Origin of the sequence: Kribbella sp. NPDC049174 (assembly GCF_043197365.1) — a bacterium.
Taxonomy (GTDB): domain Bacteria; phylum Actinomycetota; class Actinomycetes; order Propionibacteriales; family Kribbellaceae; genus Kribbella.
Genome location: NZ_JBICSZ010000006.1, coordinates 438707 through 462800, shown reverse-complemented (window position 1 = coordinate 462800; position 24094 = coordinate 438707). Strand labels below are relative to the sequence as shown.

Below are 24094 nucleotides of genomic sequence, written 5' to 3'. Positions count from 1 at the left end.
TGGAGCCGTCCGACCACGTAGGCTGGCAGTCCGGTTTCCGGCGACCCCGCCGGATGGCACAGAAGACGACAGGGGGCCTGCGAGTGGTTGACCTCGCGAACCTGAGGGACCCGGTCGTGATCGCCGCGTTCGAGGGCTGGAACGACGCGGCCGAGGCGGCCACCGGAGCGGTCGACCACCTGATCGACGAGTGGGACGCCGAGCTCGTCACCGCGATCGACCCCGAGGACTACTACGACTTCCAGGTGAACCGCCCGCAGGTCGGTTTCGACGAGGACGGCGTCCGGCAGCTCACCTGGCCGACCACCCGGGTGTACCTGGCCCGCCCCGACGACACCGACCGGGACGTGCTGCTGATCCGCGGCATCGAGCCGAACATGCGCTGGCGCGGGTTCTGCCAGGAGCTGCTCGAGGTCATCGACGAGTCGAACGCCCAGCTCGTCGTCGTGCTCGGCGCGCTGCTCGCCGACTCCCCGCACACCCGGCCGATCCCGGTCTCGGCGACCTCGGCCGACCCGGAGCTGTCCGCCTCGTGGAGCCTCGAGCCGTCGACGTACGAAGGCCCGACCGGCATCACCGGCGTCTTCGCCGACCTCTGCGGCACCCTCGGCGTACCGGCGGTGTCGATCTGGTCCGCGATCCCGCACTACATCGCCGGCTCGCCCTGCCCGAAGGCATCGCTCGCGTTGCTCGGCAAGGTGGAAGCGCTGCTGGACCTGCAGATCCCCGAGGGTGACTTGCCCGAGCTGGCCCGCGCCTGGCAGCGCGGCGCCGACGAGCTCAGCGAGGAGGACCCGGAGGTCGCCGAGTACGTGCACTCCCTGGAGGAGCAGCGCGACACCGCCGACCTGCCCGAGGCCTCCGGCGACGCCATCGCCGCCGAGTTCGAGCGCTACCTGAAGCGGCGGAACAAGAACCACCCGGACTGATCGGGTCGTCACTCTACCGTGGCGTAACTTCACCGAACGTCCTATTCTCTTCGGACGACAGCGGCTGCCCGCCCCACGGGCGGCCGGGTGGGGATCCACGGGGAGCGGGTAATGCGCAGGTCACGTGCCGACGAGCGGGGCAGTAGTTCCGTCCCGGCGCTGGCCGTCCTGGTGGTGCTCGGCGCCGTCGCGGTCGTGGGCGTGCTCGGCGACCGGAAGCCCGATGTCGACCTCAGCACCCTGGCGAGTTCGACGACTCAGACGACGATCAGCACCGCGCCGCTGGACCCGGAGCCGTTCGCCGGCACCGACGGTCTGGTCGTCCACCCGCGGGCCGAGACGGCGGTCTACACCGCGCCGGATGCGGACGCGTTCGCCAAGATCGGGCCGACCCAGTTCGGGCCGACCTGGCTGCCCGTGGTCGAGCAGACCGACGGCTGGGTCCGCGTACTGCTGCCGTCCAAGCCGAACCGCTCGACCGGCTGGATCCCCGACCAGGACCTGGATCGGGCCTCCTCGCCGTACCTGATCCGGGTGCACATCGGCTCCCGCACGCTCGAACTGTTCCAGCAGGGCCGGCGACTCGGCGTCTGGAAGGCAGGCGTGGGCGCCCGGAAGACGCCGACACCACCCGGCCGCACGTTCCTGCTCGGCTCGATCATCGACACCAAGCGATCGGCCTCGCCGGTGGTCCTGCCGCTCGGGGCGCACAGTCCCACCCTCGACACCTTCGGCGGCGGCCCGGGCACCGTCGCCATCCACGGCTGGCCCCGGCCGGACGTCTTCGGCGCGGCCGTCAGTGCGGGCTGCGTGCGCGTGCCCAAGAAGGCCCTCGCCGAACTCCAGAAGATCCCCCTCGGGACCCTCGTCCTCATCGACAGCAAGTAGACGGAGAAGACATGCGACGACACTTCGCGCCGACCGTTCTGACCGTCACGGCCGTGACCGGCGTGGTGGCGTTCAGCCTGGTGGCGAGTTCGCCGGTGGGTAATGCGGCCGCCCGGCCGTCCTCGGCGTACGCCGTCAGCGCGGAAGGGCAGGTCCCGGTCGACAGGACGCCGTACATCGAATCGGCTGACGGCCACCGGCAGAGTTCCTCCGCTCTGGAACTGCCGGAGAACCCGCTGCTGGCGGTCCGGGCCGGGACCGTGACGGCCGGGAACGACTCGGCCTCGGTCGAACTCTTCGACGTCACCATCGGCCAGGGTGCGCTCAGCCAGGTGAAGGTCCCGCCGGAGCTGAAGCAGACGTGTGCCACCCTGCCGGCGCAGGGCGCCGACGACCTGCCGATCCCCGACCTGCCGCTGCCTGATCTCGGCCTCCCGCTGCCGACCCCGAGCACGAAGGACCTGCCCGCCAAGAATCTGCCGGACCTGTGCAACCTGCTGCTCACACCGCCCAGCGCTCTGCTCGCCATCGACGCCGTCAACGTCTGGTGCTCCGGTGACGACGGCGGCGTCGACATCGGCTCGCTGACGTTGCTCGGCCAGAAGATCGCCGTACCGACCACGAAGCAGGTCGTCACGATCCCGGCGGCGCCGCTGGCCACGATCACCGTCAACGAGCGGACCCAGCGATCGGACGGCTCGTTCACGATCACCGGGCTGACCATCAACCTGGGCGACGGCGCCGAGGTCATCCGCCTGGCGTCGGCGACCTGCGCCAAGCCGGCCGCGAAGCCCAAGCCCACGCCGAAGCCGACCCCGCAGCCGACACTGCCCGCGCCGCTCGATCAGCCGCCGATGGCTCCGATCCCGACGCCCGTCAAGACGCACCACCCGGTCACCGGCTGACGGGCGCTAGAGCTCCCGGGCCGCGGTGGTGATGACATCGTCGAGAACCGCCCGGGAGTTGGTCAGGTCCGCGATCATCCGGTCGATCCGGTCGCGTTCGGCGGTCAGCTCGGTGACGAGCCTGGGGGTCGCGCGTTCGTTCGGGCCGCCGTCGGGGTCACGCATGCACGGGAGGAGCTCGGCGATCTTCTTGCTGTGCAGTCCGGCGGCGTACAACTCCTGGATCAGGATCACCCGGTCGACGGCGCGCTCGGGGTACTCACGCTGGCCGCCCGGGGTCCGCTCCGACACCAGCAGGCCGTGCTCCTCGTAGTACCGCAGCGACCGCTCGCTCACCCCGGTCCGCCGGGCCAGTTCACCGATCCGCACGATCGCCCTCCGCAGGGACTTGAACCTGACATTGACGTCAGATTTTACCGTGCCGGTATGACGCTCTTCGACTACAGCCCGATCACCGAACGCCCGCGACTCACCTGGCCCGACGGCAAACGGGTCGCCTTCTACGTCGGCCTCAACATCGAGCACTTCGTGCCCGACCAGCCGTCCACCAGCATCTGGCCGCTCGACCTCACCCCCGACCCGCTGAACCACGGCTGGCGCGACTACGGCGCCCGGGTCGGCATCTGGCGGACCATGGAGATCCTCGACCGGCACGGCATCCGCGCCAGCGTGCTGCTGAACTCGCTGGTCGCCGAGCACAACCCGCAGATCATCAAGGCCGGTGTCGAGCGCGAGTGGGCCTGGCTCGCCCACGGCAAGACCAACTCGACCCTCCATACCGGCCTGGAGCCGGATGAGGAACGCAAGGTCCTCACCGAGATCATCGACACCATCGAGACCGCCACCGGCAGCCGGCCGAAGGGCTGGATGGGCCCGGGCCTGACCGAGACCCACAACACCCCGGAGCTGCTCGCCGAACTCGGTCTGAGCTACGTGCTCGACTGGACCAACGACGACCAGCCCTACCGGCTCAACGTCCCCGGCGTGCTCAGCGTCCCGTACACGGTCGAGCTCAACGACCTGCTGATCTTCCCGCGCGGCATCACCGGCCCGGAGTTCGTCCAGATGATCAAGGACCAGTACGACGTACTCAGCGGCGAAGCCGAGCACGGCGGCGGCCGGGTCATGCCGCTGGCCCTGCACCCCTTCGTCATCGGTCAGGCGTTCCGCGCCAAGTACCTCGACCAGGCCCTCGAGTTCCTCGCGTCACAGCCCGACGTCTGGCTGACCACGAGCGACGAGATCGCCGCCCACTACACCGCCAGCTTGACCCCGAGCAACGCGTCCACGGCCTGAGCAACCAGCGCCGGGGCCTTGGTGTCGTCGCCGTTCGTTTCGGCCCAGGTGTCGATCGCGGACAGCGCGGCGACGGTGTCCAGGTCGTTGGTCAGCGCAGCCCGTACGGCGTCGACCGCGGCCGCACCGTCGGGACCCGAACCGCGGCTGACGGCGCCACGCCATACGTCGAGGCGCTCTTGCGCGTCGAGCAGCTCGGACGACGTCCAGAACCAGTCCGTGCGGTAGTGATGAGCGAGGAGCGCCAGCCGGATCGCCATCGGGTCGGAGCCGGCCAGGCGTTCCTTCGACACCAGCACCAGGTTGCCCTTGGACTTCGACATCTTCTCGCCGTCCAGGCCGACCATGGCCTGGTGAACGTAGGCCCGGGCGAACGGGTACTCCCCGGTCGCCACCTGCGCGCCGCTGGCCGACATCTCGTGGTGCGGGAAGATCAGGTCCGACCCACCGCCCTGGACGTCGAACGTCATCCCGAGGTGCTCCAGCGCGATCGCCGAGCACTCGACGTGCCAGCCCGGCCGGCCGCGACCGATCGGCGAGTCCCAGGCGGGTTCGTCCGGCCGTTCGTGCCGCCAGAGCAGGCTGTCCAGCGGGTCCTGCTTGCCCGGTCGGTCCGGGTCACCACCGCGCTCGGCGAACAAGGCGCGCATCGTCTCCCGGTCGTACCCGGACACGCTCCCGAAAGCCGGGTCTGCCTTCACCGCGAAGTACAGGTCACCGTCCACCGAGTAGACCGCGCCGGCCCGCTGCAGGTCCTCGACCGCCTTCGCCACCAGGTCGATCGACTCGACCACGCCGACGTAGTTCTGCGGCGGGATCACCCGGAGCGCGGTCATGTCGTCGCGGAACAGCTGGATCTCCTGCTCGGCCAGCTCGGTCCAGTCGACGCCGGTTTCGGTCGCCCGCTCCAGCAGCGGGTCGTCGACATCGGTGATGTTCTGCGTGTAGTGGACGTCGTACCCGGCGTCTCGCCAGAGCCGGTTGATCAGGTCGAACGTGACGTACGTCGCCGCATGGCCCATATGCGTCGCGTCGTACGGCGTGATGCCGCACACATACATCCGCGCCGCACCGCCGTCGGCCGGCGGAACCTCCACCGGACCGCCCGAGGCGGTGTCGTAAAGGCGCAGTCGCCGGGCCGGACCCGGCACGACCGGGATGTCTGGTTTCGTCCACGCCTGCATGCCCTGGAGCTTATGTCAGCCCGGATTTCGACGGTGCGACACGGCACGCATCCCGCTTCCCGAGACAGCTTGACGACGGCTAGAACGCGGGCCAGGGAATGGCCGGCCAGTCGTCACTGGGGAACGGATACGTCCCGGTCTTCAGCAGTGTCGAACACCGCTCGCGGGTCGCTGTCAGCTCGACCGCGGTGATCAGCTCACACAGTTGCTGGCCGAGGCCGCCGGCGAGCTGGTCGGCGAGTTTGCGTACGTCGTCCAGCAGGTCAGCCGGGATCTGTTCGCCGGCCCAGCCCCACAGGACCGTCCGCAGCTTGTCGTCCGCGTTGAAGGTGACACCGTGGTCGACGCCGAACACCCGGCCGTCGCCCGGATTCAGCACGTGGCCGCCCTTGCGGTCGGCATTGTTGACCACGGCATCGAATACGGCCATCCGCCGCAACGCGAGGTTGTCCGCATGCACCAGCGTCACCGGGTTGTGCCGGCCGTCGAGTGCATCGAGCACGCCGATCCACCCGTCCGGAACCCGCCCTTGCGGAACGATGTCGACCAACTCGGTGTCGCCCGGCCCGAGCTCGGCCTCGTCGATCCACAGCTGCACCATGCCCTCGCCGAGCGGCCCGTCCCGCAGCAACGTCGGCGGCACCAGCGACCACCCGAGCGCTTCGGACACGACGTACGCCGCGTACTCGCGCTGGGCCAGCGTGCCGTCGGGGAAGTCCCACAGCGGCCGCTCCCCCTGGACCGGTTTGTAGACCACCGTCGCGGACTCGCCGTCGCGGTTCACCGAGCCCTGGAAGGTGCCGTTCGACGCGGCCACCAGCCGGCCGTGCAGGGACAGCTCCCCCTGGGCGAGCAGGTCGTTCATTCCGGCAGGTGCCTGCGGTAGCCGTTGGCGCGCGGGCAGATGTGTCCTTCCGCGTCGATCGGCCGGCCGCAGAACGGGCAGCTCGGGCGTCCGGACGCGACCAGCGCGACGGCCCGGCGAGCGAACGCGCGGGCCTGCTCCTCGCTGATCCGGACGATGAACACCTCGGCGTCCTCGGACTCCATCGCGGCCGTGACCGGGTCGGTCTCCTCGAGCTCGGCCTGCTCGCCGGTGACGACCGCGAACACCTCGATCACGACCCGCTCGGCGTCGGCCTCCCAGGCCAGCGTCATGGTGCCGGCCCGGAACTCCTCCTCGATCGGCTGCTCCAGCGGATCGGTGTCGTCGACGCCGGCCGGCGTCACCGGATCCCGGTCGAACCGCCGGGCCACCTCGTCCAGCATCACGTCCAGCCGCTCCGCGAGCGCCATCACCTGTTCCTTCTCACAGGCCACCGACGTCAGCCGGGCACCGGCCCGCGCCTGCAGGAAGAATGTCCTCGCACCGGGTTCCCCCACGGTGCCGGCGACGAACCGATCCGGGTCGTCGTAGGAATGCACAACTCGCGCCATGACTAGACCCTATTACCGTCCGCCGACGACCGCGTCCGAGGACTGCTTCTTGGTCCTCCTGGTCTTCGGCTGGGGCTTCGGGATCAGGCTCGCCAGCTCGCTTCCCGAGTCGTTCAGGCGGACCAGGAACGGGCGGGTCGCGGTGTAGGTGATGATCGTGGTCGACGCGGTGTCGACCACGATCCGCTGGAACGTGTCCAGGTGCTGTGCGAGTGCGTCCGCGACGATCGCCTTGATCACGTCGCCGTGTGACACCGCCACCCATAGCGCCCCGTCGCCGTGGCTCTTCGCCAGCGCCGCGTCGTGGGCCCGTACGGCATCCACCGCCCGCTGCTGCATCGCCCGCATCGACTCCCCGTTCGGGAACGTCACCGCCGACGGGTGCTGCTGAACAACCGCCCAGAGCGGGTCCTTGGCCAGCGTGGCGATCTTCTGCCCGGTCCAGTCGCCGTACCCACACTCGGTCAGTCGCCGATCCGTTGCCGGACGCAACGCCTCGTGGTGTTTCGCGATCACCGCCGCGGTCTGCTTGCAGCGCTCGAGTGGCGACGTGATGATCGCGGCCAGCGGCAGCTCGGCCAGCCGTTGCGCGACGGCCTCGGCCTGTTGCACGCCGGTCTCGTCCAGCTTCACCCCCGGGGTGCGGCCGGCCAGCGTGCCGGACGTGTTCGCGGCGCTGCGACCGTGGCGGACCAGAATCACCGTGGGCATGCGATGCACGTTATCCGGTCGGCGCAAGTCCTGCTGCCATGATGGAGCTGTGATCGTGGACTGCGGCGTGTACGCCGAGGGCGAGCGGCAGGACCTGCCCAGGGACCCGGAGACGGTTGCCCAGGCCATCGACGACGACGGCCGCTGCTTCGGCTGGGTCGGCCTGCACGAACCGTCGGACGCCGAGATGCGCCGGGTCCAGGGGCTGTTCGGCCTGCACGAGCTCGCGGTCGAGGACGCGCTCAAGGCCCACCAGCGGCCCAAGGTCGAACGGTTCGGCGACGACATCGTCGTCGTACTGCGCACCCTCTGGTACGTCGACGAGGGCGACGCCGTGGAGACCGGCCAGCTGAGCGTCTTCGTCGGTCCCCGGTACGTCGTCACCGTCCGGCACGGCGAGGGCGGTGAACTGGCCACCGCCCGGCAGGAACTGGAGGAGCGCGCCTCGATGCTCGGTCACGGGCCGGCCGCCGTCCTGTGGGCGATCTGCGACTCGGTGGTCGACGGGTACGAGGACGTCGCCGAGCAGGTCGAGATCGACGTCGACGAGGTCGAGTCGTCGGTGTTCTCCCCCGAGCGCACCAGCGACGCCGAGCGGATCTACAAGCTCAAGCGCGAGGTGCTCGAGATGCGCCGCGCGATCGCACCGCTGCGCGAACCGATGGAGCAGTTCGCGCACGGCGTACCCGGGATCAGCGCGAAGGCCTCGCCGTTCTTCCGCGACGTCGCCGACCACGTCAACCGCGTCTCGGACCAGACCGAGAGCCTCGACGTGCTGCTCAGCTCGGCGCTCAACGCACACCTGGCCCGCGTCTCGGTACAGCAGAACGACGACATGCGCCGGATCTCGGCCTGGGTCGCCATCGCCGCGGTCCCGACCATGGTGGCCGGCATCTACGGAATGAACTTCGACAACATGCCCGAACTGCGCTGGCACTACGGGTACTACGCCATCCTCCTGGTGATGGCAGTCACCTGCATCACCATGTACCGCTTCTTCCGCAAGGTCGGCTGGCTTTAGGTCGCGGTAATGGTGCTTGTCGCGAGCAGGATGACGATGACGATGCCGACCAGGATGCGGTAGAAGGCGAAGACCTCGATGGTGTGCTTGGCCACGAACTTCAGCAGCCAGGCGACCGACGCGTAGGCCACGATGAAGCTGACCACGGTGCCGACCAGCACCGGCACCAGGCCGACGTCACCGTCGAGCGCGTGCGGGAGCTCGAAGATCGCGGCACCGACCAGGGCGGGGATCCCGAGCAGGAACGCCATCTTGGTCGCCGCGACCCGGTCCAGACCGCAGAACAGGCCGGCCGAGATGGTCGCGCCCGACCGCGACACCCCGGGGATCAGCGCGAGGCACTGCATGATGCCCATCACCACAGCATCGGTCAGGGTGATCCGGGTCAGCGGCCGGCTCTTGCTCCCCAGCCGCTCCGCCGCGACCATCACGAACGACCAGCCGATCAGCGACGCCGCGACCCACCACATGCTGCGCAACGGACCCGAGATGATGTCGCGGCCGAGGTACCCGACGATGCAGATCGGCAGCGAGCCGACAATGACGAACCAGCCCATCCGGTGATCGAACTCACCCCGGTACTCCGGGTGCCGCAGCCCCTTGAACCAGGCGACGGCGTATGTCCGGATGTCCTTCCACATGAACAGCACCACGGCCGCGATCGCGCCGAACTGGATCACCGCGGTGAACGCGGTGATGGCCGGGTCGTCGATCTGCTGGCCGAGCATCTTCGAGGCGATGGTGAGGTGCCCGGTGCTGGACACCGGCAGGAACTCGGTCAGACCCTCGACGATGCCGAGGATGATGGCTTCCCAGATGGACACTCAGTCACCGACCCCGGCGAGCTCGAGCGCCTCGGCCACGGTGCGCAGGTCGGAGATCCGCTGCTCGACCGTTGACGCGAACGGGGTCAGCGCGACCGTGGTCGCCCCGGCCTCGGCGTACGCGGTGAGCTTCTCGGCCATCCGCTCCTTGCCACCGAGCAGCGAGATCGAGTCGATGAACCCGTGCGGTACGGCGGCCATCGCGTCGCGGTGCTGCTTGCCCAGATACAGGTCCTGGATCCGCTTGGCCTCCTCGGCGTACCCCATCCGGACGGCCAGCGCGTTGTAGAAGTTCTTCTCCCGGCTGCCCATGCCGCCGATGTAGAGAGCGGCGTACCCGCGGATCGGGTCGGCCGCGGCCTGCAGGTCATCACCGGTCATGACCGGCACGGACGCGACGACGTCGAAGTCTCCGAGTCCTTCCTGACGGCTCTGACGAGGCTGTATCGAATTTCTTCGCAGGCCCGTCGCGATGTGTTTCAACTGCTCTCCCAGATAGGCGGGGTCGTTCAGGATGCCGAGCCAGCCGTCGGCGATCTCGCCGGCCAGCTCTAGGTTCTTCGGGCCGACCGCGGCAAGGTACACCGGGACATGGTCGCGGAGCGGGTGGATGGACAGCTTCAGCGGCTTGCCCGGGCCGTCGGGCAGCGGCAGCGTGAAGTGTTCACCTTCGAACACCACCGTCTCACGCCGCATCGCCGCGTTCACGATGGCCACGTACTCCCGGGTGCGGGCCAGCGGCTTGTCGAACCGGACACCATGCCACCCCTCGGACACCTGGGGCCCGGACACGCCGAGGCCGAGCCGGAACCGGCCGTTGGACAGCCGGTCCAGGGTCGCCGCGGTCATCGCGGTCATCGCCGGAGTCCGGGCCGGGATCTGGAACACCGCGGCACCGACGTCGATGGTGGAGGTCTGGGCGGCGATCCAGGTCAGCAGCGTGGCGGCGTCCGAGCCGTACGCCTCCGCGGCCCAGGTGACCGAGAAGCCGAGCCGTTCGGCCTCCTTCACCAGCCTCAGATGATCCAGATGGTCGTCGCCACCGAAGACGAAGCCGATGTTGAGTCCGAGTCGCATGACAGGCGAGCCTAACGAGCCGTTGTCGGTGGCGGCCAATAGGCTCGGCTCATGCAGCAGCGCTATCTCGGTCACAGTGGACTGGCGGTGAGCCGTCTCGGCCTCGGCACCATGTCCTGGGGGCGTGACACCGACGAGCACGAGGCGCGCGAGCAGCTCGCCGCGTTCGTGGCGGCCGGCGGGACACTGATCGACACGGCAGCGGCGTACGGCGACGGTGACAGCGAGCGACTGATCGGCTCGCTGCTCGGTGACGTGGTGGAGCGCGACGATCTGGTGATCGCGACCAAGGCCGGCTTCAGCGTCCGCCGGGGCGAGCGGATCACCGACACCTCCCGCGGCGCCCTGCTGCGCGACCTGGAGGGCTCGCTGCGCCGGCTGAACGTCGACTACATCGACCTGTGGCAGCTGCACACCTGGTCGGACGACGTACCGCTGGAGGAGACGCTGTCGGCGCTCGACCACGCGGTCAACTCGGGCAAGGTGCGGTACGTCGGGGTCTCGAACTACGCGGGCTGGAAGTCGGCCCGGGCTGTCACCTGGCAGCAGGCGTGGCCCGGTCGCGCGGTCCCGGTGTCGAACCAGGTGGAGTATTCGCTGCTCGCCCGGGACGCCGAGGCGGACGCGATCCGGGCGGCCGGCGGGCTCGGGATCGGGGTGCTGGCCTGGTCGCCGCTTGGCCGCGGTGTGTTGACTGGGAAGTACCGCACCGGTATTCCGGCGGACTCCCGGGCGGCATCTCAGCATCTGTCCAGATTCGTCGACCCCTACCTCGACGGCCGCGGTTCGGGCATCGTGGAGGCAGTCGCACGAGCCGCCGACGGGCTCGGCTGGACACCGCTCGAGGTGGCGCTCACCTGGGTGCGGGACCGGCCGGGGGTGTCGGCGGCGATCGTCGGGGCCCGGACGGCGATGCAGCTCAAGTCGGTCCTGGGTGTGGAGGAGCTCACGCTCCCACCCGCGATCGTCGCAGCGCTGGAGGATGTGTCGTAAAGCAGTACTGGAGGTGCGGATGGCCGAATACGAACTGCAACAGTTCGAGGTGTCCAGGACGGAGTCGCGCGGCGCCGTCCGCCGGTTGCTGACCGAGCACGCCGAGTACGGCGGCTGGGAACTGGCCCGGCTTCGACGCTACCCGGACGGGTCGCGCAGGGTCTGGCTCCGGCGCCGGATCATCCGGGTGATGCGGACCCTGTGAGCAAGGCCGTCACCAGTTCACGGCGACTGCCGACGCCCACCTTGTCGTAGGCGGCCCGGACGTGTTCCTGCACCGTGTGCGGGGACAGACACAACCGGTCGACGATCTGCCGGGTCGAGTAGCCCTTCAGCAGGAGCTCGGTGACGCGCTGCTGAGCTGGGGTCAGTCCGTGCAGGTCGAGCAGGAACGACCCGAGCTGCGCCGCCGTCGCCGGCTCGATCACCACCGCGATCTGACGCTCGCCGGCGTCGTCCCCCGGTCCCCTCAGCGTTGACGCATGCAGCGCCAGCCATCGCCCCCTCCCGGTCCGGACCTTCAGCACCGGCGCTCCCGGCAGTTCGTGCGCGTGATGCTGCCGCACCGCCGCAGCCCGCACCGCCACCGGCAACTCCGTCCTCCGTTCCGGCTCCAGCTCGGTCATCCAGTGCTCGGCCTCCGCGCTGACCGACACCACGGTGTGCTTCGAATCGAGAACCACTACCCCCGGACCGACGTCGCCATCGCTGATCGAGCCGCCGAGCAGACCCCGTCGCAGCCCTTCCGCGAGATGCGGTCCAAGCCGTCGTACCAGCTGAAGCTCCTGCTCCGAGAAGCCGGTCGCGGCGTCTTCCCGGTGCAGGCAGATGACACCCCAGCAGCCGCCGTTCGAGATCAGCGCGGCCCGGAGTTCGTCGCCGAGCCCGAGTGGCCGCATCACCTCGACGTACCGGGTGCTGCTCGGCCACTCCCCCTTCGTCGCGTGGCCGAGCGAGTTCACCGGGTCGGGTGCGGCGGCCAGGGCGGCGAACTTGTTCACGTCGTCCTCGGCGAACTCGTTGTGAAGGAACTGCTCGGTCACGTCACCGAGCGGATCGTCCGCACTCGCGGAGGTGAACAGGATGGTGGCCGGATCCACCGTCGCGACGAACGCCGCGTCGACCGTCATCAGCTTCTTCAACCGGGTCAGCGTCTCGGACCGCAGTTGATCGGCGTCCAGCCCCGCGTAGCACCGCTGGATCAGCACTTCCAGGCGATCCGCCGCCCCCATGATCGCGATGCTACGGCTGTTCCCGTACGACGCCTAGCTGCCGGAGGAACCCCAGCTCGTCGAGCCTGCCCCAGCGTTCCACCACCAGTCCGTCACGCAGCCGGAAGATGTTGATGCCGGGCAGGCTGACGGTCCGGCCGGTCGGCGCGACCCCCATCACTTCACCGCGCTGGGTCCCGCTGGCCGTGAACCGCTCGACCACGATGTCGCCCTCGGCAACCAACTCGTGCACCTCGCTGTGCCAGTCCGGGAACGCCTCCCGCATCATCGCCCCGGCCATCCGCATCCCGTCCCGATCCGGCGTGACGCCGAACGGCGGGTCGTGGTTGATGAAGTCCTCGGCGAGGTAGGTGTCGACCGCCCCGAGGTCCCCTTTGGTGAACAATCCGTCGATCAGATCGCGGACAACCGTCTTGTTGCTCTCCGTCGTACTCATACCCCCGATGGTCCGGAGGTCTGATCGCCGTGGGCACCCCAACTAGTTGGGGTTTCAGAGGTCGTGCTGGATCCAGACGTTGGGCTCGGCGTAGATCGCGCGGTCGTGCTCGACGTCGGCGAGGACGGGGACCAGGGCCTTGGGGACGATGACCTCGCCGGTGCGGTCGAACGGGAGGCCGGTCCAGGAGCGCCACTCCGCCAGGGAGCCCGCGATCAGCATCGAGGTCGAGGCGACCTTCACGATCTTGCCGCCGGCCTTCACGTGGACGCGCAACCACGGGTCGATCGGCAGTCCATCCGCGCGGACCTGTTCGACGTACTGGTTCATCGGCATCCGGGCGTCGGTCTTCCCGTTCGGCCGGACCGGGGCGTAGAGGGTGGTGTGGCCCTTCGCCTTCACGGCGTCGCGCATCGCCGCCAGCATCCGGTAGGACAGTCCGCGGCCGAGGTGCGTCGGCTTGACGACGATCTCCAGCGCGCTGGACACGTTCGTCTCCCGCTCGTGGCGGAGGTCCTCGAAACCCCACTGCAGCACCTGGTCCCAACCGCGCGACGGCAGCTCGGTCCGGTCCTCGAGCGGAAACGCGAACGGGATGCTGCGCGAGTGGGCGACCAGTTCGTCGTCCTCGGTCGCGATCAGGCACTGGTCCGCGAACTCCGGCGCCACCTGGCCGATCAGCGCGTCGGCGACCAGGTCCTGCAACATGAACTGCGGCCAGACGTTCCAGAAGTCACCCAGCCAGCCGGTGACCTCAGGCCGCTCGGCCAGTGTGGTGATCACGATCTCGGACATGGTCCGCAGTGTCGCACTGCGACGCTCTCGCTTTCACCAGGATTACCAGCGCTACGAACGTCGTGAGCAGCCCGGCTCCGACCAGAGCGTTCTCGGCTCCGGCCGCCGCGATGATCGGTCCACCGGCCAGCAGCCCGGCCGAACTCCCCGCGTTGACGACCACGGTCTGCCCGGACAGCAGCGCTCGCCGCTCGGCGCTGGCTGACGATCGCGTGATCAGGACAGAGATCGCGGCGATCCCGAGTACGACGGTCGTGCCCGCAAGTGCGCCCATCAGGGCAATGAACGCCGGGTGCGACCACAACCCCATGGCGGTCCAGCACAAGCCCATGAAGGCCCAGGCCATCGCGGCCAGGGGTACTGGTGGCACACGACGTACGACGGCCAGCGAGATCGCCGTTCCGATGACGGACCCCACGCCGTACCCAGTCATGCCGGCAGCAAGGTAGATCCCGGGCTCACCGCGCTGCGCACCGATCACCGACAAACCGAGCGTGAACGCGAACCAGGTCACGCAGCCCGTGCCACGCACTATCCAGCCGTAAAGCACGTCGGGACGGCTTCTGAGGCTGGCACGGATCGAGGGCGTCGCCGTGCCTTCAGGAGCGCGCTCTGCCTGCACACTGCAAGCCAGGAGCCCTGCAGCCACGACAGCGACCGCCTCCACCCACAGCAGCCCGTTCGTGAGCCCAGTCGAGACCGCAAAGGCTCCCATGGCCGGTCCAACCAACATGCCGATCCTGCGGAGTCCGTCCTGCCACGTGAGCAGTACGACGGCCTTGCCCTCACCCCACCGGTCTACGGTGTCGGCCAGCAGCGCAGACCGGCCCGGTGTGGACAGAGCCTCGCCGCACCCGAGCAGTAGTCCGCTGACGACCAGCAACCCGGGTGTGAGGAGTCCTAGCGCGGCTGCGGCCGGCACAGTCGCCAGGGCCAGCGCTTGAAGCGCAGCAACCACTGCGAGACGTGGACCCGAGTCCACCCACTGCCGGGCCTTGCGCGCCCACCACGGTGACAGCAGCACCGGTACGCCGGACGCACCGCCGACCAGCCCGGTAGCAGCGACAGAGCCCGTCTCGTGGAGGATCACCAGCGGCAACGCGACCTGCGTGAACCGGAGCGCCAGGTCCGCCACACCGCCGCCTACCAGCAGTGCGAGGGCTTCGCTCCGAGCTCTCATGCCTTTGATTCTTGGAGTTGTCGAACAGTCCGGGTAGCCGGCCGATGCTTGGTGGTTGCCATAGGCTGGCCCTATGGCCTCATTACCATCGGTCGATGACCTGCGGCTGGTGCAGGCGATCGCCCGGACGGGAGCGGTCGGCACCGCGGCCCGTGAACTGCGCATCTCCCAACCGTCGGCGTCACAGCGACTGGCCCGGCTCGAGCGCATGTGCGGCACGAAACTCTTCGAACGCGACACCCGCGGCGCCCGCCCCACCCCGGCCGGCGCCGAGCTCGGCCGCCGCGCCGACCACATCCTCGGCCACCTCGAGGAGGTGTACGCCGCCACCCGCGAGGCCGCCGCCGGTCCGCGGCTCGTGATCGGCACGTTCTCCAGCCTGGCGCCGATCCTGTTCCCGGTCCTCGACGCGGACCTGCCCGATCTCGACATCCAGCAGCAGGTCGACCACGGCCACTTCCTGGTCGAACGGATCGCGGAGGGCTCGATGGACGCCGCGTTCATCGCCATCGCCGACCAGATGACACTGCCCCGCGGCACCGTCACCCGCCGGGTCGGCCGCGACGAACTCGTCCTGTTCGTCCCACCCGGCGCGACCCCACCCGGCCGCGGCAAACAGCCGTTGAAGGACCGCCCGATCGCGTTCTCCACCTACGACCGCGGCGCCGAGGAGATCCACGCCCGCCTGGTCGCCCTGGGCGGTGTCCCCCGCCGCGGCGTGACGCTCAGCACCACGGTCGCCATGGCACGCCGCCGTACCCAACTCGCCCTCGTCCCCCGCAGCGCCCTCGCCACCGAGCTCCGACCCGGCGAACGCCTCACCCCCGCCCCCTTCCGCTACCGCCTCACGCTCTCCCTCGTCACCACCCCAACTCCACCCAAACCACTCATCCAGTACCTCCCCAACCTCCGCACCACCCTCAACCTCTTGTGAGTCGGGGCTTCCGGTACGACGCTCGACGTAGAGGTGCAACCAGATGGGGTGAGTGTGATGACGGTGCGCCAGTGGACAGTCGACATCACGATCGACGAGCTCGAGGACGAGCGGACCACGCATGCGGAGGCCCGGCTGCGGACCGAGGGAGAACAGTTGGCCGGCCGCGGTACGGCGTACCGGCACCCGAACGACGTCGAGGTGCCGCAGATCGGCGACGAACTCGCCGCCGCGCGAGCCCTCTCAGAGCTGGCTCACCGACTGGTCCTCGCCGCGGCTCAGGACATCGAGGAGATCACCCACCGGCCGTCCCGCCTCCGCAGCTGATCCGCCCCGTCTGATCAGGCCCCGTCTGATCAGGCCTCGTCTGGTCAGGCCTCGTCGAAGAAGCGGTCCAGGACCCGCGAGCCGAACTCCAGCGCGCTCGTCGGGACCCGCTCGTCGATGCCGTGGAACATGCCCATGAAGTCCAGATCCGGCGGCAGCTGCAGCGGCACGAACCCGAAGCAGCGAATCCCGAGTTTGCTCCACGACTTGGCGTCCGTACCACCCGACATGAGCAGCGGCGCGGTCCGGCTCTGCGGGTCCTCGGCCGCCAGGCACGCCTTCATCGCCTCGACAAGACCGCCGCTGAACTCGGTCTCCAGCGCGATGTCCTCGACCACGGCCTCACGCCGTACCTTGTCGCCGATCAACTCGTCGATGGTGGCGAAGAACTCGTCCTCGTACCCGGGCAGGAACCGGCCGTCGATATGCGCCTCGGCGTCCCCCGGGATCACGTTCACCTTGTAGCCGGCGTTCAGCATCGTCGGGTTGGCCGTGTTCCGGATCGTGGCGCCGAACATCCGGCTGAAGCTGCCCAGCTTCGACAGCGTCGCGGTCATGTCCTCCGGATCCAGCTCGACCTCGAGCACGTCCTCCAGCGTCTTCAGGAACTCCCGGACCGTCGGGGTGAGCCGCAGCGGCCACTCGTGCCCGCCGATCCGGGTCACCGCCTCGACCAGGTTGGTGACCGCGTTGTCGTTGTTGATCATCGACCCGTGTCCCGCCGTACCCCGGGCCTTGAGCCGCATCCAGCTCATACCCTTCTCGGCGGTCTCGATCAGGTACAGCCGCAGGTCGTCCTTCACCGTGACCGAGAACCCGCCGACCTCGCCGATCCCCTCGGTGCAGTCGGCAACGGTGTCCGGGTGGTTGTTGACCAGCCACTGGGCGCCGTACACACCGCCCGCCTCTTCGTCCGCGGTGAACGCCAGCCGGACCGGCCGGCGCGGCTTCACCCCGGCCCGCTGCCGAGCCCGGACCACCGACAGCACCATCGCGTCGAAGTCCTTCATGTCGACCGCGCCGCGGCCCCACACGCACCCGTCGAAGATCTCCCCGGCGAACGGGTCCACCTTCCAGTCCTTCGGATCGGCCGGTACGACATCCAGGTGGCCGTGCACCAGCAGCGGGTCGGCCGACTGGTCCTCGCCCTCCCAGTGCGCGACCAGGGTCGCCCGGCCCGGCTCCGACTCGTAGATGGTGGACTCGATCCCGACCTCGTCCAGCTTGGCCGCGACGTACTCCGCGGCCACCCGCTCACCGTTGCTCTTGCCGTTGCCGTAGTTCGTGGTGTCGATCCGGATCAGCTCACTGCAGAGCTCCACCACCTCAGCGTCGGGGGTGTACGACGGACGGTCGCCAGGCGTCGGAGTAGTCATGACCCCATCCTGCCCCACGGCCGAATGACATCGGAGCAGCCGGGTATCAGGAAAGTGTGAAGGGCGACCGGGTGGAGATCGTCGTCGATACCGGCAGTGGCGTGTCGACGTACGAGATCACCGCGACCAAGGCCGGTCGCCGGGTCGAGATCAACACCACCCGGAACCTGACCGAGGTCGTCGAGGTCACCCGGTCGGGCACCCCGGTGCGCACCGCCCGGTTCATCTCGGCTCGAGTGATCGCGCTGGTCGAGCACCCCGCCGGCTCGGCGGACGGGTCGGCACCGGGCTGATGCCTGCTCCCGTCCGGGGAAGCTGCCGTGACGTGGCCGGCCACTGAGTCTGAGCTGGTCTCGGCCCAGCACGCACTCGCTCAGGCGACACCCCCACCGTGGATCCCGGCAGACAACTGCCTGGTCGGTGGAGCGTGGGTCTGCTTTCCCCGCGGGCTGTCCGGCACCGGGTCAGCGGGCGATCGGGCTTGGGGCGCCGCAGTCGTCATGGATCAAGGCCGGGTCGTCGGCCGGTGCCTCGTTCCCGGTCACGCCTCGGCGTCGTACGCCCCCGGTCTGCTGGCTCTCCGTCTCGGTCCGCTGCTGGAGGATGTCGTACGGCGCCTCGCACCGCACCCCGACGTACTCCTGCTGGACGGGACCGGGCGTGATCATCCGCGCCGTGGCGGGCTGGCCTTGCACCTCGGCGCCGTACTGGGTCTGCCGACGGTTGGCGTGACTCACCGCCCGCTGACCGCCGCCGGCGACTGGCCGGCCGACGTGCCGGGCGCGATGTCGCCGCTGTTCATCGGCCCCGACCAGGTCGCGACGTGGCTGCGCACCCGGCGCGGCACGCGGCCGCTGGTCGTGCACCCCGGTTGGCGGACCGACCTGACCACAGCGGTCGTCGTCGTATCCCGGTCCCTCGCCGGACGTCGTACCCCCGAGCCGTTGCGGCGGGCCCGCCGGGCCGCGCGGCTGCTCAGAGGACCTTGAGTCCGTACATCTCCCCCAGCGGGTCCGCGATCAGCTCCACCCTGGTGCCGTCGGGGTCGCGGAAGTAGATCGACGTACCGCTCTCCTCCAGGTACTCCACACCGGCCTCGTCCAGGTTCTTCCTCAGCCGCGCCCACTTCTCCGGCTCGACCGAGATCGCCAGGTGATGCAGTCCGCCGAGCACCTCGGCGTACGGACCGAGATCGAGGCCGGGGAAGTCGAAGAAGGCCAGCAGGTTGCCGTTGCCGATGTCGAAGAAGAAGTGGTTCGAGCCCTCGTAGTCGCGGTTCCCGACGATCTCGGTGAGTGGGAACTCGAGCACGCCCTGGTAGAACCTGACGGTCCGCTCGACGTCCGCGCACAGCACCGCGACATGGTGCAGCCCTCGCGCGGAGGACGGCGTGCCATCCTTGAGGTACGTCGTTCTGATCCGGTCCCGCTCGGCTTCGATCGCGGTCAGGTCGATATCGGTCATGCGGGGTCCCCTCAGATACGGAAGAACAGGTTCAGGTAGCGGTCCGCGACGGCGCGTTCGCCGCGGATCGTGCCGGAGTTGCTGCGCCCGAACGCGGTCAGCACGAAGCTGCCGGGATCGAACTCGATCACAGTGTCGCCGGGATCGCCCGGCTCGTAGCTCATCCCGTCCGGACCGACCCGCACCCGCGTGTCGCCGGCGTTCGGGCCGCTGGTGATCCGGATCCCGAGATCGCAGGGCTCCTTCACCTTGGTCGTGTACTGCCACAGCACGAACATGAACGGGACGAGCAGATCGGCCGCCTCACCGGTCAGCCCGTGCGCCCGGCCGGTCCCCTGCCGGACGTCCCAGGAGTGGACGCCGTAGTCCATCAACTGGAAGGCCGGGAAGAAGAACGACGGCAACGGGCCCATGTAGAAGTGCGGCACGTTCAGCCCGGTCCAGTCCTCCGGACCCAGCGCGTCGAAGATCTCCATCATCTTGTCGAAGTCGCCCCGCAGCCGCTCCACCAGCTCGGTTCTCGGCACGTCACGCAGCGCCAGGGCCTGCTTGTCCACCCGCTCAGCCATCCCCGGCAGCCCGTACGCGGCCGGCACCTCGGTGTGCGACCGGGCCGCGTCGAATGCAACGAAGTACGCCTCGGTCGTGTCTGCGATATGCGCCACCACGTCCCGCACCTGCCAGTGCCCGGCCCCGGTCGGCGCCTCCCACACCTCGTCACTGTCCACCAGCTCGAAGAACTCCCCCGCCTCCCGCCGGACCACCCCCAGGATGGTGTCCTTACCCTCGAACGACATCGCGTTCCACCCGTTCATCCCGGCCTCCTCCCAGCCACCACTTGAATTTCAAACTACGCCCGCCGGCCCCCCAAGTCAGCCCGTCGAACCCCGTCCGCCCCCCACCACCTCACCCCGCCGGCCGCGCCCCGGGTCCCGATGTGAATTCCACCCATGGTCTTTGCTACTGTTCTCCGGTCAGCGTCGCTACGGCGACCAGACCACTCGTCCGGGTGGCGGAATAGGCAGACGCGCTAGCTTGAGGTGCTAGTGCCCTTTACGGGGCGTGGGGGTTCAAGTCCCCCCTCGGACACCATCTTCTTGAAGAGCCCACGCTCGCTCCCGCGGCCGCTACCTTCGTCGCTCCGCTCCTCAGCGCGACTGCTACGCGTGCTCCCACCCACCCCCGGGCTGCCGCCCGGTACGCATCTCGTCGGCTACCGCCGACCCCTGCGGCTGGCGCCGCCCCGACCGACGCTCGGCGAGCGTGACTGGGATGAGTCAGGGGGCTCGTGCGGTCAAGGTGCGTGTACCCCTAGGACACGTTCTCGTCCACGCACCCGAGCTCGCTCTCGGCACGCAACCGACCAAGCGCCCGCCCGCATCATCGCATCGGTGTCCGGGAGCTGGCATCTCGGAGTTCTTGGCCGTCGGCTCAGTTGCGGCATCGCGCTGCCTTTTGGCGAGTCCCGGAGCGGCGCGGACAGTACATTCACGCTGCCAGGGCAGGTCGGTCACTGGCGAGGTTTTAGTCGCTTGGTCGGGATGGCAGTGAGTGGATCTTCCGGCCACGGATGGCGGGGGTAGCGGGCTCGCAGGTCGGCTCGGACCTGGGGATAGCCCTGCTTCCAGAAAGAGGCGAGGTCGCTCGTGATCGCGACCGGGCGCCGTGCCGGCGACAGTAGGTGCAGAACGACTGGGACCCGACCCTCGGCGACGGAAGGAGTGGCCGTCCAGCCGAATACTTCCTGCAGCTTCACTGCGAGGACCGGTGGCTCGACGCCGTCGTACGCGAGTCGCACCTCGGAGCCCGATGGGACCCGGAGCCGTTCCGGTGCGAGTTCGCCGAACCGGGTTGCTGCGGGCCATGGCAGGAGGCGCCGGAGCGCCGAAGCCACGTCGATGTGGGCAAGATCGCGCGAGCCTCGCACCGAGGCGAGCTCGGTATCCAGCCATTCGTCGAGATCGGCCAGGAGTGCCTCGTCGTCGACCGCAGGCCAAGGGGCTCCGAGGTGGGCGTGGCAGAACGCGAGCCGCTCTCGCAAGGCGAGTGCGGCCTCCGACCAGCGCAGTACGGACAGGCCGCTGCGCCGGATACCGTCGCGGACAGCCGCTTGGACGAGCAGCCGGTCGGGCTTTGCCAGCGGGACGTCGTTGAGCACGATCGCGCCAAGTGCCTCGACGCGCCGCGTCACGATCCGGCCGTCGTCCCAGCGGATCTGGTCGGTGGTCGAGACGAGGTCGCCTGCGATGTCTCGTGCGGTCTGCTCATCGATCGGCGCCGCGGAACGGATCCTGGCGTCGGCGCGACCGGGTGCCCGGTCAGCAACCGCGATCGCCAGCCAGGTCGTGGTCCGCAACGGCGATTGCGGATCCAGAGCAGCACCCGTACCACCAGACATCTGGTACGTCGCCGAGTCGACCCCCCGGACCCGCGCAATCCGATCGGGATACGCCAGCCCCACCACGACCCCCACCGCAAGATCATCCGGTACTCCGCGCGTCCCCCGACCAGCCGGCGCACCAACCGCAGGCCGCACTCCATCTCCATCCAACGGGTCGCCGGTCGTCATGCCTTGGCCGAGGCGCTTTGCTTCTTCTCGCCAGCGGGCCGTGGCTCCGTGGTCCTCGCCGCGGCGGAGGGCTCGCCAGCGAGCCGGTAAATCATCGCCGAAGTCACGGCCGGAGTCGTCCGAGAGCATCGCGACGACCTCGCGGGCCCGGTCGGCGCCGACCCGCGGCGTTCCGTCCAGCAATGCACGAGCCAACCGAGGATGCGCCCCGATCGCCGCCATCCGCCGTCCCCGCTCGGTGATCCGGCCGCCGTCGTCAAGGGCATCGAGGCGGCGCAGCAATTCGGTGGCCGCGGTCATCGCCACCACTGGCGGCGCCTCGAGCAAGGTCAGACCGTCACCAGCAGGCGCACCCCACGCCGCGAGGTCGAGGGCGAAGCCTGCCAGATCGGCGATCGCGATCTCCGGCGCCGCATGATCGTCGAGATGCGAGTGGTCGGTGGCAGACCAGCACCGATAGACCCGGCCGGGCGCCTCCCGCCCGGCACGACCCGCCCGCTGGTCGGCCGACGATCTCGAAACCCGGCAGGTGACCAACGCACCGAGGCCACGGGATTGATCGGTCCGCGGCTCCCGGGCAAGACCCGAGTCGACCACAACCCTGACCCCGGGCACAGTCAGCGAACTCTCCGCGACCGACGTCGTGACCACGATCCGACGAGTGGCGGCCGAAGCCAACGCGCGGTCCTGTTCAGCCCTTGATTGGCGACCGAACAACGGCAGCACATTCTGACCGGCCAACCGGCGAGTCACACCGTTGATCTCGGCCTCCCCCGGGACGAACACGAGGATGTCGCCGTCGTTCTCGGTCAGCGCACGCTGGACGACGACCGCGATGTGATCCAGCAGGCGCGGATCGACCCGCCCACCGGGAAGCAGCGGCACGGGGACCGGCGGTGGGGCCCACTCGATCCCCACATCGAACAGCGCCGCAGACGCGGTGATCACCGGCGCCGGAACGTCCGAGCCCAACGCACGACTCAGTCTGATGGTGTCGGCCGTGGCCGAGGTCGCCACGATCGCCAGGTCTTCCCGAAGATTCGCCCGGATGTCGATGCAGAGCGCGAGCAGTAGATCGGCATCAAGGTGCCGCTCGTGGCACTCGTCGATCACAATCGCGGCGACCCCCGGCAGCTCCGGGTTCTGCTGCAGACGCCGTACAAGGAGCCCTGTCGTCACCACCTCGACACGGAGTCCTTTGCCGCCGCTGCGTTCACCGCGCATCGCGTAGCCGATCCGCTGCCCGAGCGGTTCGCCGACCAGCATCGCCAGCCGGGTCGCAGCCGCGCGGGTTGCCATCCTTCGCGGCTCGGCGACGATGATCGTGCCCCCGAGCGCGTCGCCCAGCGCAAGCGGCAACAGCGAGGTCTTCCCCGATCCAGGCGGCGCAACCAACACCGCAGTACCGCGCGAACGCACCGCATCGACCGTGGCAGGCAGAACGGCCCGGACAGGCAGATCCGCCCCCGGCACCGACAATTCAGGCAGCAACACGCCCCGACGCTAGCCGACCACCACCGCAGAACCCCTCGACAACCCGGTCCACAGCCCCATGAACAACCCATTCTCTGGACACCGACTGGACCAGGCGGGAACGACTGCTCCGCGCGGACATCGCGGCGCGGACCGACCAGCTCGCATGGCACGGCTGGGGGTCGGTACTGCGCGACCTCGGCCGCGACCGGGACAACGGCTCGGCGCAGAAGTTGTACTGCGCCGGCGGTCGGGCCGAGAGGTCCTGTACTGGCGAACGCCGCTGGGCGACTCGCTCGTCGCATCCAATCGCCGACGAGTGACCGCAGCTGGTCAGCGTGGTGGGCGGAGTACTGCGAACGGGTCCGTGACGGTCAGCTCGCGGGCCACGAACGTGTAGACGGTCGCTGGACGGCCGCCGCTCTGGCCGGGGCTGGCTCGCCGCTCGGTCGGGTCGATCACGTGCCGCCGCGTCAGGACGCGGGTGAGATTGGTGGCGCCGAGGTCATAGCCCAGTGCGGCGCGGAACAGATCACGCAGCTCGGCAATGGTGAACTCCAAGGGAGCCAGCGCGAACCCGATGTTCGTGTACGACAGTTTCGCGCGCAGCCGCCCGACCGCGGCATCGATGAAGTAGTGATGGTCGAACGCGGTCCGCGGCAGGTCGTCAACCGGGTGCCAGAGCGTGTCGGACGGAAGCTCCGGCCGTACGTCGGACGGAACCAGGCCGAGATAGCCCGTTGCCAGCACGCGGGCCCGCGGATCACGATCGATCGCACTGTGGGTGGCCAACTGTTCCAGGTGTGCGACGTCGCGGACGTCGACCTTCGTCGCGAGGTGCCCGGTGATGGCCTCCCGGAGCCGCTGCGTGGGCTCGACCCCGCCGCCGGGCAGCGCCCAGCGACCGCGGTACGGGTTCCGTGCGCGCTTCCACAGCAGGACGCACAACCTGCCGTCCCGGACCGACAGGACCACCGACAGCACCTCGTGCGGGTAGCTGGGGAAGTTAACCGGATCACCTTTCTTGGCTGCGGGCACGACGC

At 69.3% G+C, this 24094-nt stretch carries 27 protein-coding genes and 1 tRNA gene; 12 read left to right on the top strand and 16 right to left on the bottom strand.

Going from position 1 to position 24094, the window contains the following annotated elements:
- Positions 1-83: 83 nt before the first annotated feature.
- From ACGFIF_RS29565 to ACGFIF_RS29555, 3 genes are all read left to right on the top strand, one after another.
- Entirely contained in the window at positions 84-929 is an 846-nt protein-coding gene (locus ACGFIF_RS29565; protein WP_393158963.1) for a PAC2 family protein, read from the top strand.
- 111 nt (positions 930-1040) lie between these two features.
- On the top strand, positions 1041-1817 hold the full coding sequence (locus ACGFIF_RS29560) for a L,D-transpeptidase (RefSeq protein WP_393158962.1): 777 nt from the start codon (positions 1041-1043) through the stop codon (positions 1815-1817).
- An 11-nt stretch (positions 1818-1828) separates the two neighbouring features.
- Complete coding sequence (locus ACGFIF_RS29555; protein ID WP_393158960.1) at positions 1829-2722, top strand: hypothetical protein; 894 nt, start codon at positions 1829-1831, stop codon at positions 2720-2722.
- Between the two features lie 6 nt (positions 2723-2728).
- On the opposite strand, the gene ACGFIF_RS29550 is transcribed toward ACGFIF_RS29555, so the two are convergent.
- Positions 2729-3091 carry a MerR family transcriptional regulator gene (locus ACGFIF_RS29550; RefSeq protein ID WP_393158959.1) on the bottom strand — a complete coding sequence of 121 codons (363 nt, stop codon included), beginning with the start codon at positions 3089-3091 and terminating at the stop codon, positions 2729-2731.
- Positions 3092-3148: 57 nt separating this feature from the next.
- On the opposite strand from ACGFIF_RS29550, the gene ACGFIF_RS29545 reads away from it, so the two are divergent.
- On the top strand, positions 3149-4018 hold the full coding sequence (locus tag ACGFIF_RS29545) for a polysaccharide deacetylase family protein (protein WP_393158958.1): 870 nt from the start codon (positions 3149-3151) through the stop codon (positions 4016-4018).
- Here ACGFIF_RS29545 and mshC read toward each other — a convergent pair.
- From mshC to ACGFIF_RS29525, 4 genes are all read right to left on the bottom strand, one after another.
- Positions 3976-5202, bottom strand: coding sequence for a cysteine--1-D-myo-inosityl 2-amino-2-deoxy-alpha-D-glucopyranoside ligase (gene mshC / locus ACGFIF_RS29540; protein ID WP_393158957.1), 1227 nt, complete (start codon positions 5200-5202; stop codon positions 3976-3978). The two genes, ACGFIF_RS29545 and mshC, sit on opposite strands and share 43 nt — an antisense overlap.
- A 79-nt stretch (positions 5203-5281) precedes the next feature.
- Positions 5282-6067: an SCO1664 family protein gene (locus ACGFIF_RS29535; protein WP_393158956.1), complete on the bottom strand. Its 786-nt coding sequence runs from the start codon at positions 6065-6067 to the stop codon at positions 5282-5284.
- Complete coding sequence (locus ACGFIF_RS29530; RefSeq protein WP_393158954.1) at positions 6064-6639, bottom strand: DUF3090 domain-containing protein; 576 nt, start codon at positions 6637-6639, stop codon at positions 6064-6066. Before ACGFIF_RS29530 ends, ACGFIF_RS29535 begins: the two co-directional genes overlap by 4 nt.
- A gap of 12 nt (positions 6640-6651) precedes the next feature.
- Positions 6652-7350, bottom strand: a complete 699-nt coding sequence (locus ACGFIF_RS29525) for a histidine phosphatase family protein (protein ID WP_393158953.1) — start codon at positions 7348-7350, stop codon at positions 6652-6654.
- Positions 7351-7399: 49 nt separating this feature from the next.
- Here ACGFIF_RS29525 and corA point away from each other — a divergent pair, with 49 nt between their 5' ends.
- Positions 7400-8371, top strand: a complete 972-nt coding sequence (corA, locus tag ACGFIF_RS29520; RefSeq protein ID WP_393158951.1) for a magnesium/cobalt transporter CorA — start codon at positions 7400-7402, stop codon at positions 8369-8371.
- Here the strand turns inward: corA and ACGFIF_RS29515 are convergent.
- Positions 8368-9195 (bottom strand): undecaprenyl-diphosphate phosphatase, encoded by an 828-nt coding sequence (locus tag ACGFIF_RS29515; RefSeq protein ID WP_393158949.1) that lies wholly within the window; start codon positions 9193-9195, stop codon positions 8368-8370. The two genes, corA and ACGFIF_RS29515, sit on opposite strands and share 4 nt — an antisense overlap.
- Positions 9196-10272, bottom strand: coding sequence for an LLM class F420-dependent oxidoreductase (locus ACGFIF_RS29510; protein WP_393158948.1), 1077 nt, complete (start codon positions 10270-10272; stop codon positions 9196-9198).
- 51 nt (positions 10273-10323) lie between these two features.
- Here ACGFIF_RS29510 and ACGFIF_RS29505 point away from each other — a divergent pair, with 51 nt between their 5' ends.
- The gene (locus ACGFIF_RS29505) at positions 10324-11265 is read left to right on the top strand and encodes an aldo/keto reductase (RefSeq protein ID WP_393158947.1); all 942 of its coding nucleotides are present in this window, start codon (positions 10324-10326) and stop codon (positions 11263-11265) included.
- A 19-nt stretch (positions 11266-11284) separates the two neighbouring features.
- A complete protein-coding gene (locus tag ACGFIF_RS29500; RefSeq protein WP_393158946.1) occupies positions 11285-11470 on the top strand; it encodes a DUF5703 family protein in 186 nt (61 codons plus the stop codon).
- Here the strand turns inward: ACGFIF_RS29500 and ACGFIF_RS29495 are convergent.
- Genes ACGFIF_RS29495 through ACGFIF_RS29480 form a run of 4 tightly spaced genes read right to left on the bottom strand, consistent with a single transcriptional unit; the run spans position 11445 to position 14908 of the window.
- Positions 11445-12497: a LuxR C-terminal-related transcriptional regulator gene (locus ACGFIF_RS29495; protein WP_393158944.1), complete on the bottom strand. Its 1053-nt coding sequence runs from the start codon at positions 12495-12497 to the stop codon at positions 11445-11447. The two genes, ACGFIF_RS29500 and ACGFIF_RS29495, sit on opposite strands and share 26 nt — an antisense overlap.
- A gap of 10 nt (positions 12498-12507) precedes the next feature.
- On the bottom strand, positions 12508-12933 hold the full coding sequence (locus tag ACGFIF_RS29490) for an ester cyclase (protein ID WP_393158942.1): 426 nt from the start codon (positions 12931-12933) through the stop codon (positions 12508-12510).
- Between the two features lie 54 nt (positions 12934-12987).
- Positions 12988-13728, bottom strand: a complete 741-nt coding sequence (locus ACGFIF_RS29485) for an N-acetyltransferase (RefSeq protein ID WP_393158941.1) — start codon at positions 13726-13728, stop codon at positions 12988-12990.
- Positions 13688-14908 carry an MFS transporter gene (locus ACGFIF_RS29480; protein ID WP_393158939.1) on the bottom strand — a complete coding sequence of 407 codons (1221 nt, stop codon included), beginning with the start codon at positions 14906-14908 and terminating at the stop codon, positions 13688-13690. The genes ACGFIF_RS29485 and ACGFIF_RS29480 overlap by 41 nt, the downstream gene beginning before the upstream one ends.
- Before the next feature lie 73 nt (positions 14909-14981).
- Here ACGFIF_RS29480 and ACGFIF_RS29475 point away from each other — a divergent pair, with 73 nt between their 5' ends.
- Together ACGFIF_RS29475 and ACGFIF_RS29470 are read left to right on the top strand one after the other, a co-directional pair.
- The gene (locus ACGFIF_RS29475) at positions 14982-15842 is read left to right on the top strand and encodes a LysR family transcriptional regulator (protein WP_393158937.1); all 861 of its coding nucleotides are present in this window, start codon (positions 14982-14984) and stop codon (positions 15840-15842) included.
- A 57-nt stretch (positions 15843-15899) separates the two neighbouring features.
- Entirely contained in the window at positions 15900-16169 is a 270-nt protein-coding gene (locus ACGFIF_RS29470; protein WP_393158936.1) for a DUF1876 domain-containing protein, read from the top strand.
- A gap of 44 nt (positions 16170-16213) precedes the next feature.
- Here the strand turns inward: ACGFIF_RS29470 and ACGFIF_RS29465 are convergent, their stop codons facing one another.
- A complete protein-coding gene (locus tag ACGFIF_RS29465) occupies positions 16214-17545 on the bottom strand; it encodes a M20/M25/M40 family metallo-hydrolase (protein WP_393158935.1) in 1332 nt (443 codons plus the stop codon).
- Positions 17546-17601: 56 nt separating this feature from the next.
- On the opposite strand from ACGFIF_RS29465, the gene ACGFIF_RS29460 reads away from it, so the two are divergent.
- Together ACGFIF_RS29460 and ACGFIF_RS29455 are read left to right on the top strand one after the other, a co-directional pair.
- Positions 17602-17838: a hypothetical protein gene (locus ACGFIF_RS29460; protein ID WP_393158934.1), complete on the top strand. Its 237-nt coding sequence runs from the start codon at positions 17602-17604 to the stop codon at positions 17836-17838.
- 27 nt (positions 17839-17865) lie between these two features.
- Entirely contained in the window at positions 17866-18534 is a 669-nt protein-coding gene (locus ACGFIF_RS29455) for an endonuclease V (RefSeq protein WP_393158932.1), read from the top strand.
- Here the strand turns inward: ACGFIF_RS29455 and ACGFIF_RS29450 are convergent.
- Together ACGFIF_RS29450 and ACGFIF_RS29445 are read right to left on the bottom strand one after the other, a co-directional pair.
- On the bottom strand, positions 18521-19009 hold the full coding sequence (locus ACGFIF_RS29450) for a VOC family protein (RefSeq protein ID WP_393158930.1): 489 nt from the start codon (positions 19007-19009) through the stop codon (positions 18521-18523). The genes ACGFIF_RS29455 and ACGFIF_RS29450 overlap by 14 nt on opposite strands.
- Before the next feature lie 11 nt (positions 19010-19020).
- Positions 19021-19824: a maleylpyruvate isomerase family mycothiol-dependent enzyme gene (locus tag ACGFIF_RS29445; RefSeq protein ID WP_393158928.1), complete on the bottom strand. Its 804-nt coding sequence runs from the start codon at positions 19822-19824 to the stop codon at positions 19021-19023.
- A gap of 188 nt (positions 19825-20012) precedes the next feature.
- Here ACGFIF_RS29445 and ACGFIF_RS29440 point away from each other — a divergent pair.
- Positions 20013-20101 (top strand) — tRNA-Leu (locus ACGFIF_RS29440).
- Positions 20102-20519: 418 nt separating this feature from the next.
- Here ACGFIF_RS29440 and hrpB read toward each other — a convergent pair.
- Positions 20520-23072, bottom strand: coding sequence for an ATP-dependent helicase HrpB (gene hrpB, locus ACGFIF_RS29435; protein ID WP_393158927.1), 2553 nt, complete (start codon positions 23070-23072; stop codon positions 20520-20522).
- Between the two features lie 312 nt (positions 23073-23384).
- A complete protein-coding gene (locus tag ACGFIF_RS29430; RefSeq protein WP_393158925.1) occupies positions 23385-24089 on the bottom strand; it encodes an NUDIX domain-containing protein in 705 nt (234 codons plus the stop codon).
- Positions 24090-24094: the final 5 nt, after the last annotated feature.

Bases quoted from the DNA above. Each gene is read 5' to 3' on its own strand.
- ACGFIF_RS29560 (WP_393158962.1), top strand. From the start codon at position 1,041: ATGCGCAGGTCACGTGCCGACGAGCGGGGCAGTAGTTCCGTCCCGGCG.
- ACGFIF_RS29555 (WP_393158960.1), top strand. From the start codon at position 1,829: ATGCGACGACACTTCGCGCCGACCGTTCTGACCGTCACGGCCGTGACC.
- ACGFIF_RS29545 (WP_393158958.1), top strand. From the start codon at position 3,149: ATGACGCTCTTCGACTACAGCCCGATCACCGAACGCCCGCGACTCACC.
- mshC (WP_393158957.1), bottom strand. From the start codon at position 5,202: ATGCAGGCGTGGACGAAACCAGACATCCCGGTCGTGCCGGGTCCGGCC.
- ACGFIF_RS29535 (WP_393158956.1), bottom strand. From the start codon at position 6,067: ATGAACGACCTGCTCGCCCAGGGGGAGCTGTCCCTGCACGGCCGGCTG.
- ACGFIF_RS29530 (WP_393158954.1), bottom strand. From the start codon at position 6,639: ATGGCGCGAGTTGTGCATTCCTACGACGACCCGGATCGGTTCGTCGCC.
- ACGFIF_RS29525 (WP_393158953.1), bottom strand. From the start codon at position 7,350: ATGCCCACGGTGATTCTGGTCCGCCACGGTCGCAGCGCCGCGAACACG.
- ACGFIF_RS29510 (WP_393158948.1), bottom strand. From the start codon at position 10,272: ATGCGACTCGGACTCAACATCGGCTTCGTCTTCGGTGGCGACGACCAT.
- ACGFIF_RS29505 (WP_393158947.1), top strand. From the start codon at position 10,324: ATGCAGCAGCGCTATCTCGGTCACAGTGGACTGGCGGTGAGCCGTCTC.
- ACGFIF_RS29500 (WP_393158946.1), top strand. From the start codon at position 11,285: ATGGCCGAATACGAACTGCAACAGTTCGAGGTGTCCAGGACGGAGTCG.
- ACGFIF_RS29495 (WP_393158944.1), bottom strand. From the start codon at position 12,497: ATGGGGGCGGCGGATCGCCTGGAAGTGCTGATCCAGCGGTGCTACGCG.
- ACGFIF_RS29490 (WP_393158942.1), bottom strand. From the start codon at position 12,933: ATGAGTACGACGGAGAGCAACAAGACGGTTGTCCGCGATCTGATCGAC.
- ACGFIF_RS29485 (WP_393158941.1), bottom strand. From the start codon at position 13,728: ATGTCCGAGATCGTGATCACCACACTGGCCGAGCGGCCTGAGGTCACC.
- ACGFIF_RS29480 (WP_393158939.1), bottom strand. From the start codon at position 14,908: ATGAGAGCTCGGAGCGAAGCCCTCGCACTGCTGGTAGGCGGCGGTGTG.
- ACGFIF_RS29475 (WP_393158937.1), top strand. From the start codon at position 14,982: ATGGCCTCATTACCATCGGTCGATGACCTGCGGCTGGTGCAGGCGATC.
- ACGFIF_RS29470 (WP_393158936.1), top strand. From the start codon at position 15,900: ATGACGGTGCGCCAGTGGACAGTCGACATCACGATCGACGAGCTCGAG.
- ACGFIF_RS29465 (WP_393158935.1), bottom strand. From the start codon at position 17,545: ATGACTACTCCGACGCCTGGCGACCGTCCGTCGTACACCCCCGACGCT.
- ACGFIF_RS29450 (WP_393158930.1), bottom strand. From the start codon at position 19,009: ATGACCGATATCGACCTGACCGCGATCGAAGCCGAGCGGGACCGGATC.
- ACGFIF_RS29445 (WP_393158928.1), bottom strand. From the start codon at position 19,824: ATGAACGGGTGGAACGCGATGTCGTTCGAGGGTAAGGACACCATCCTG.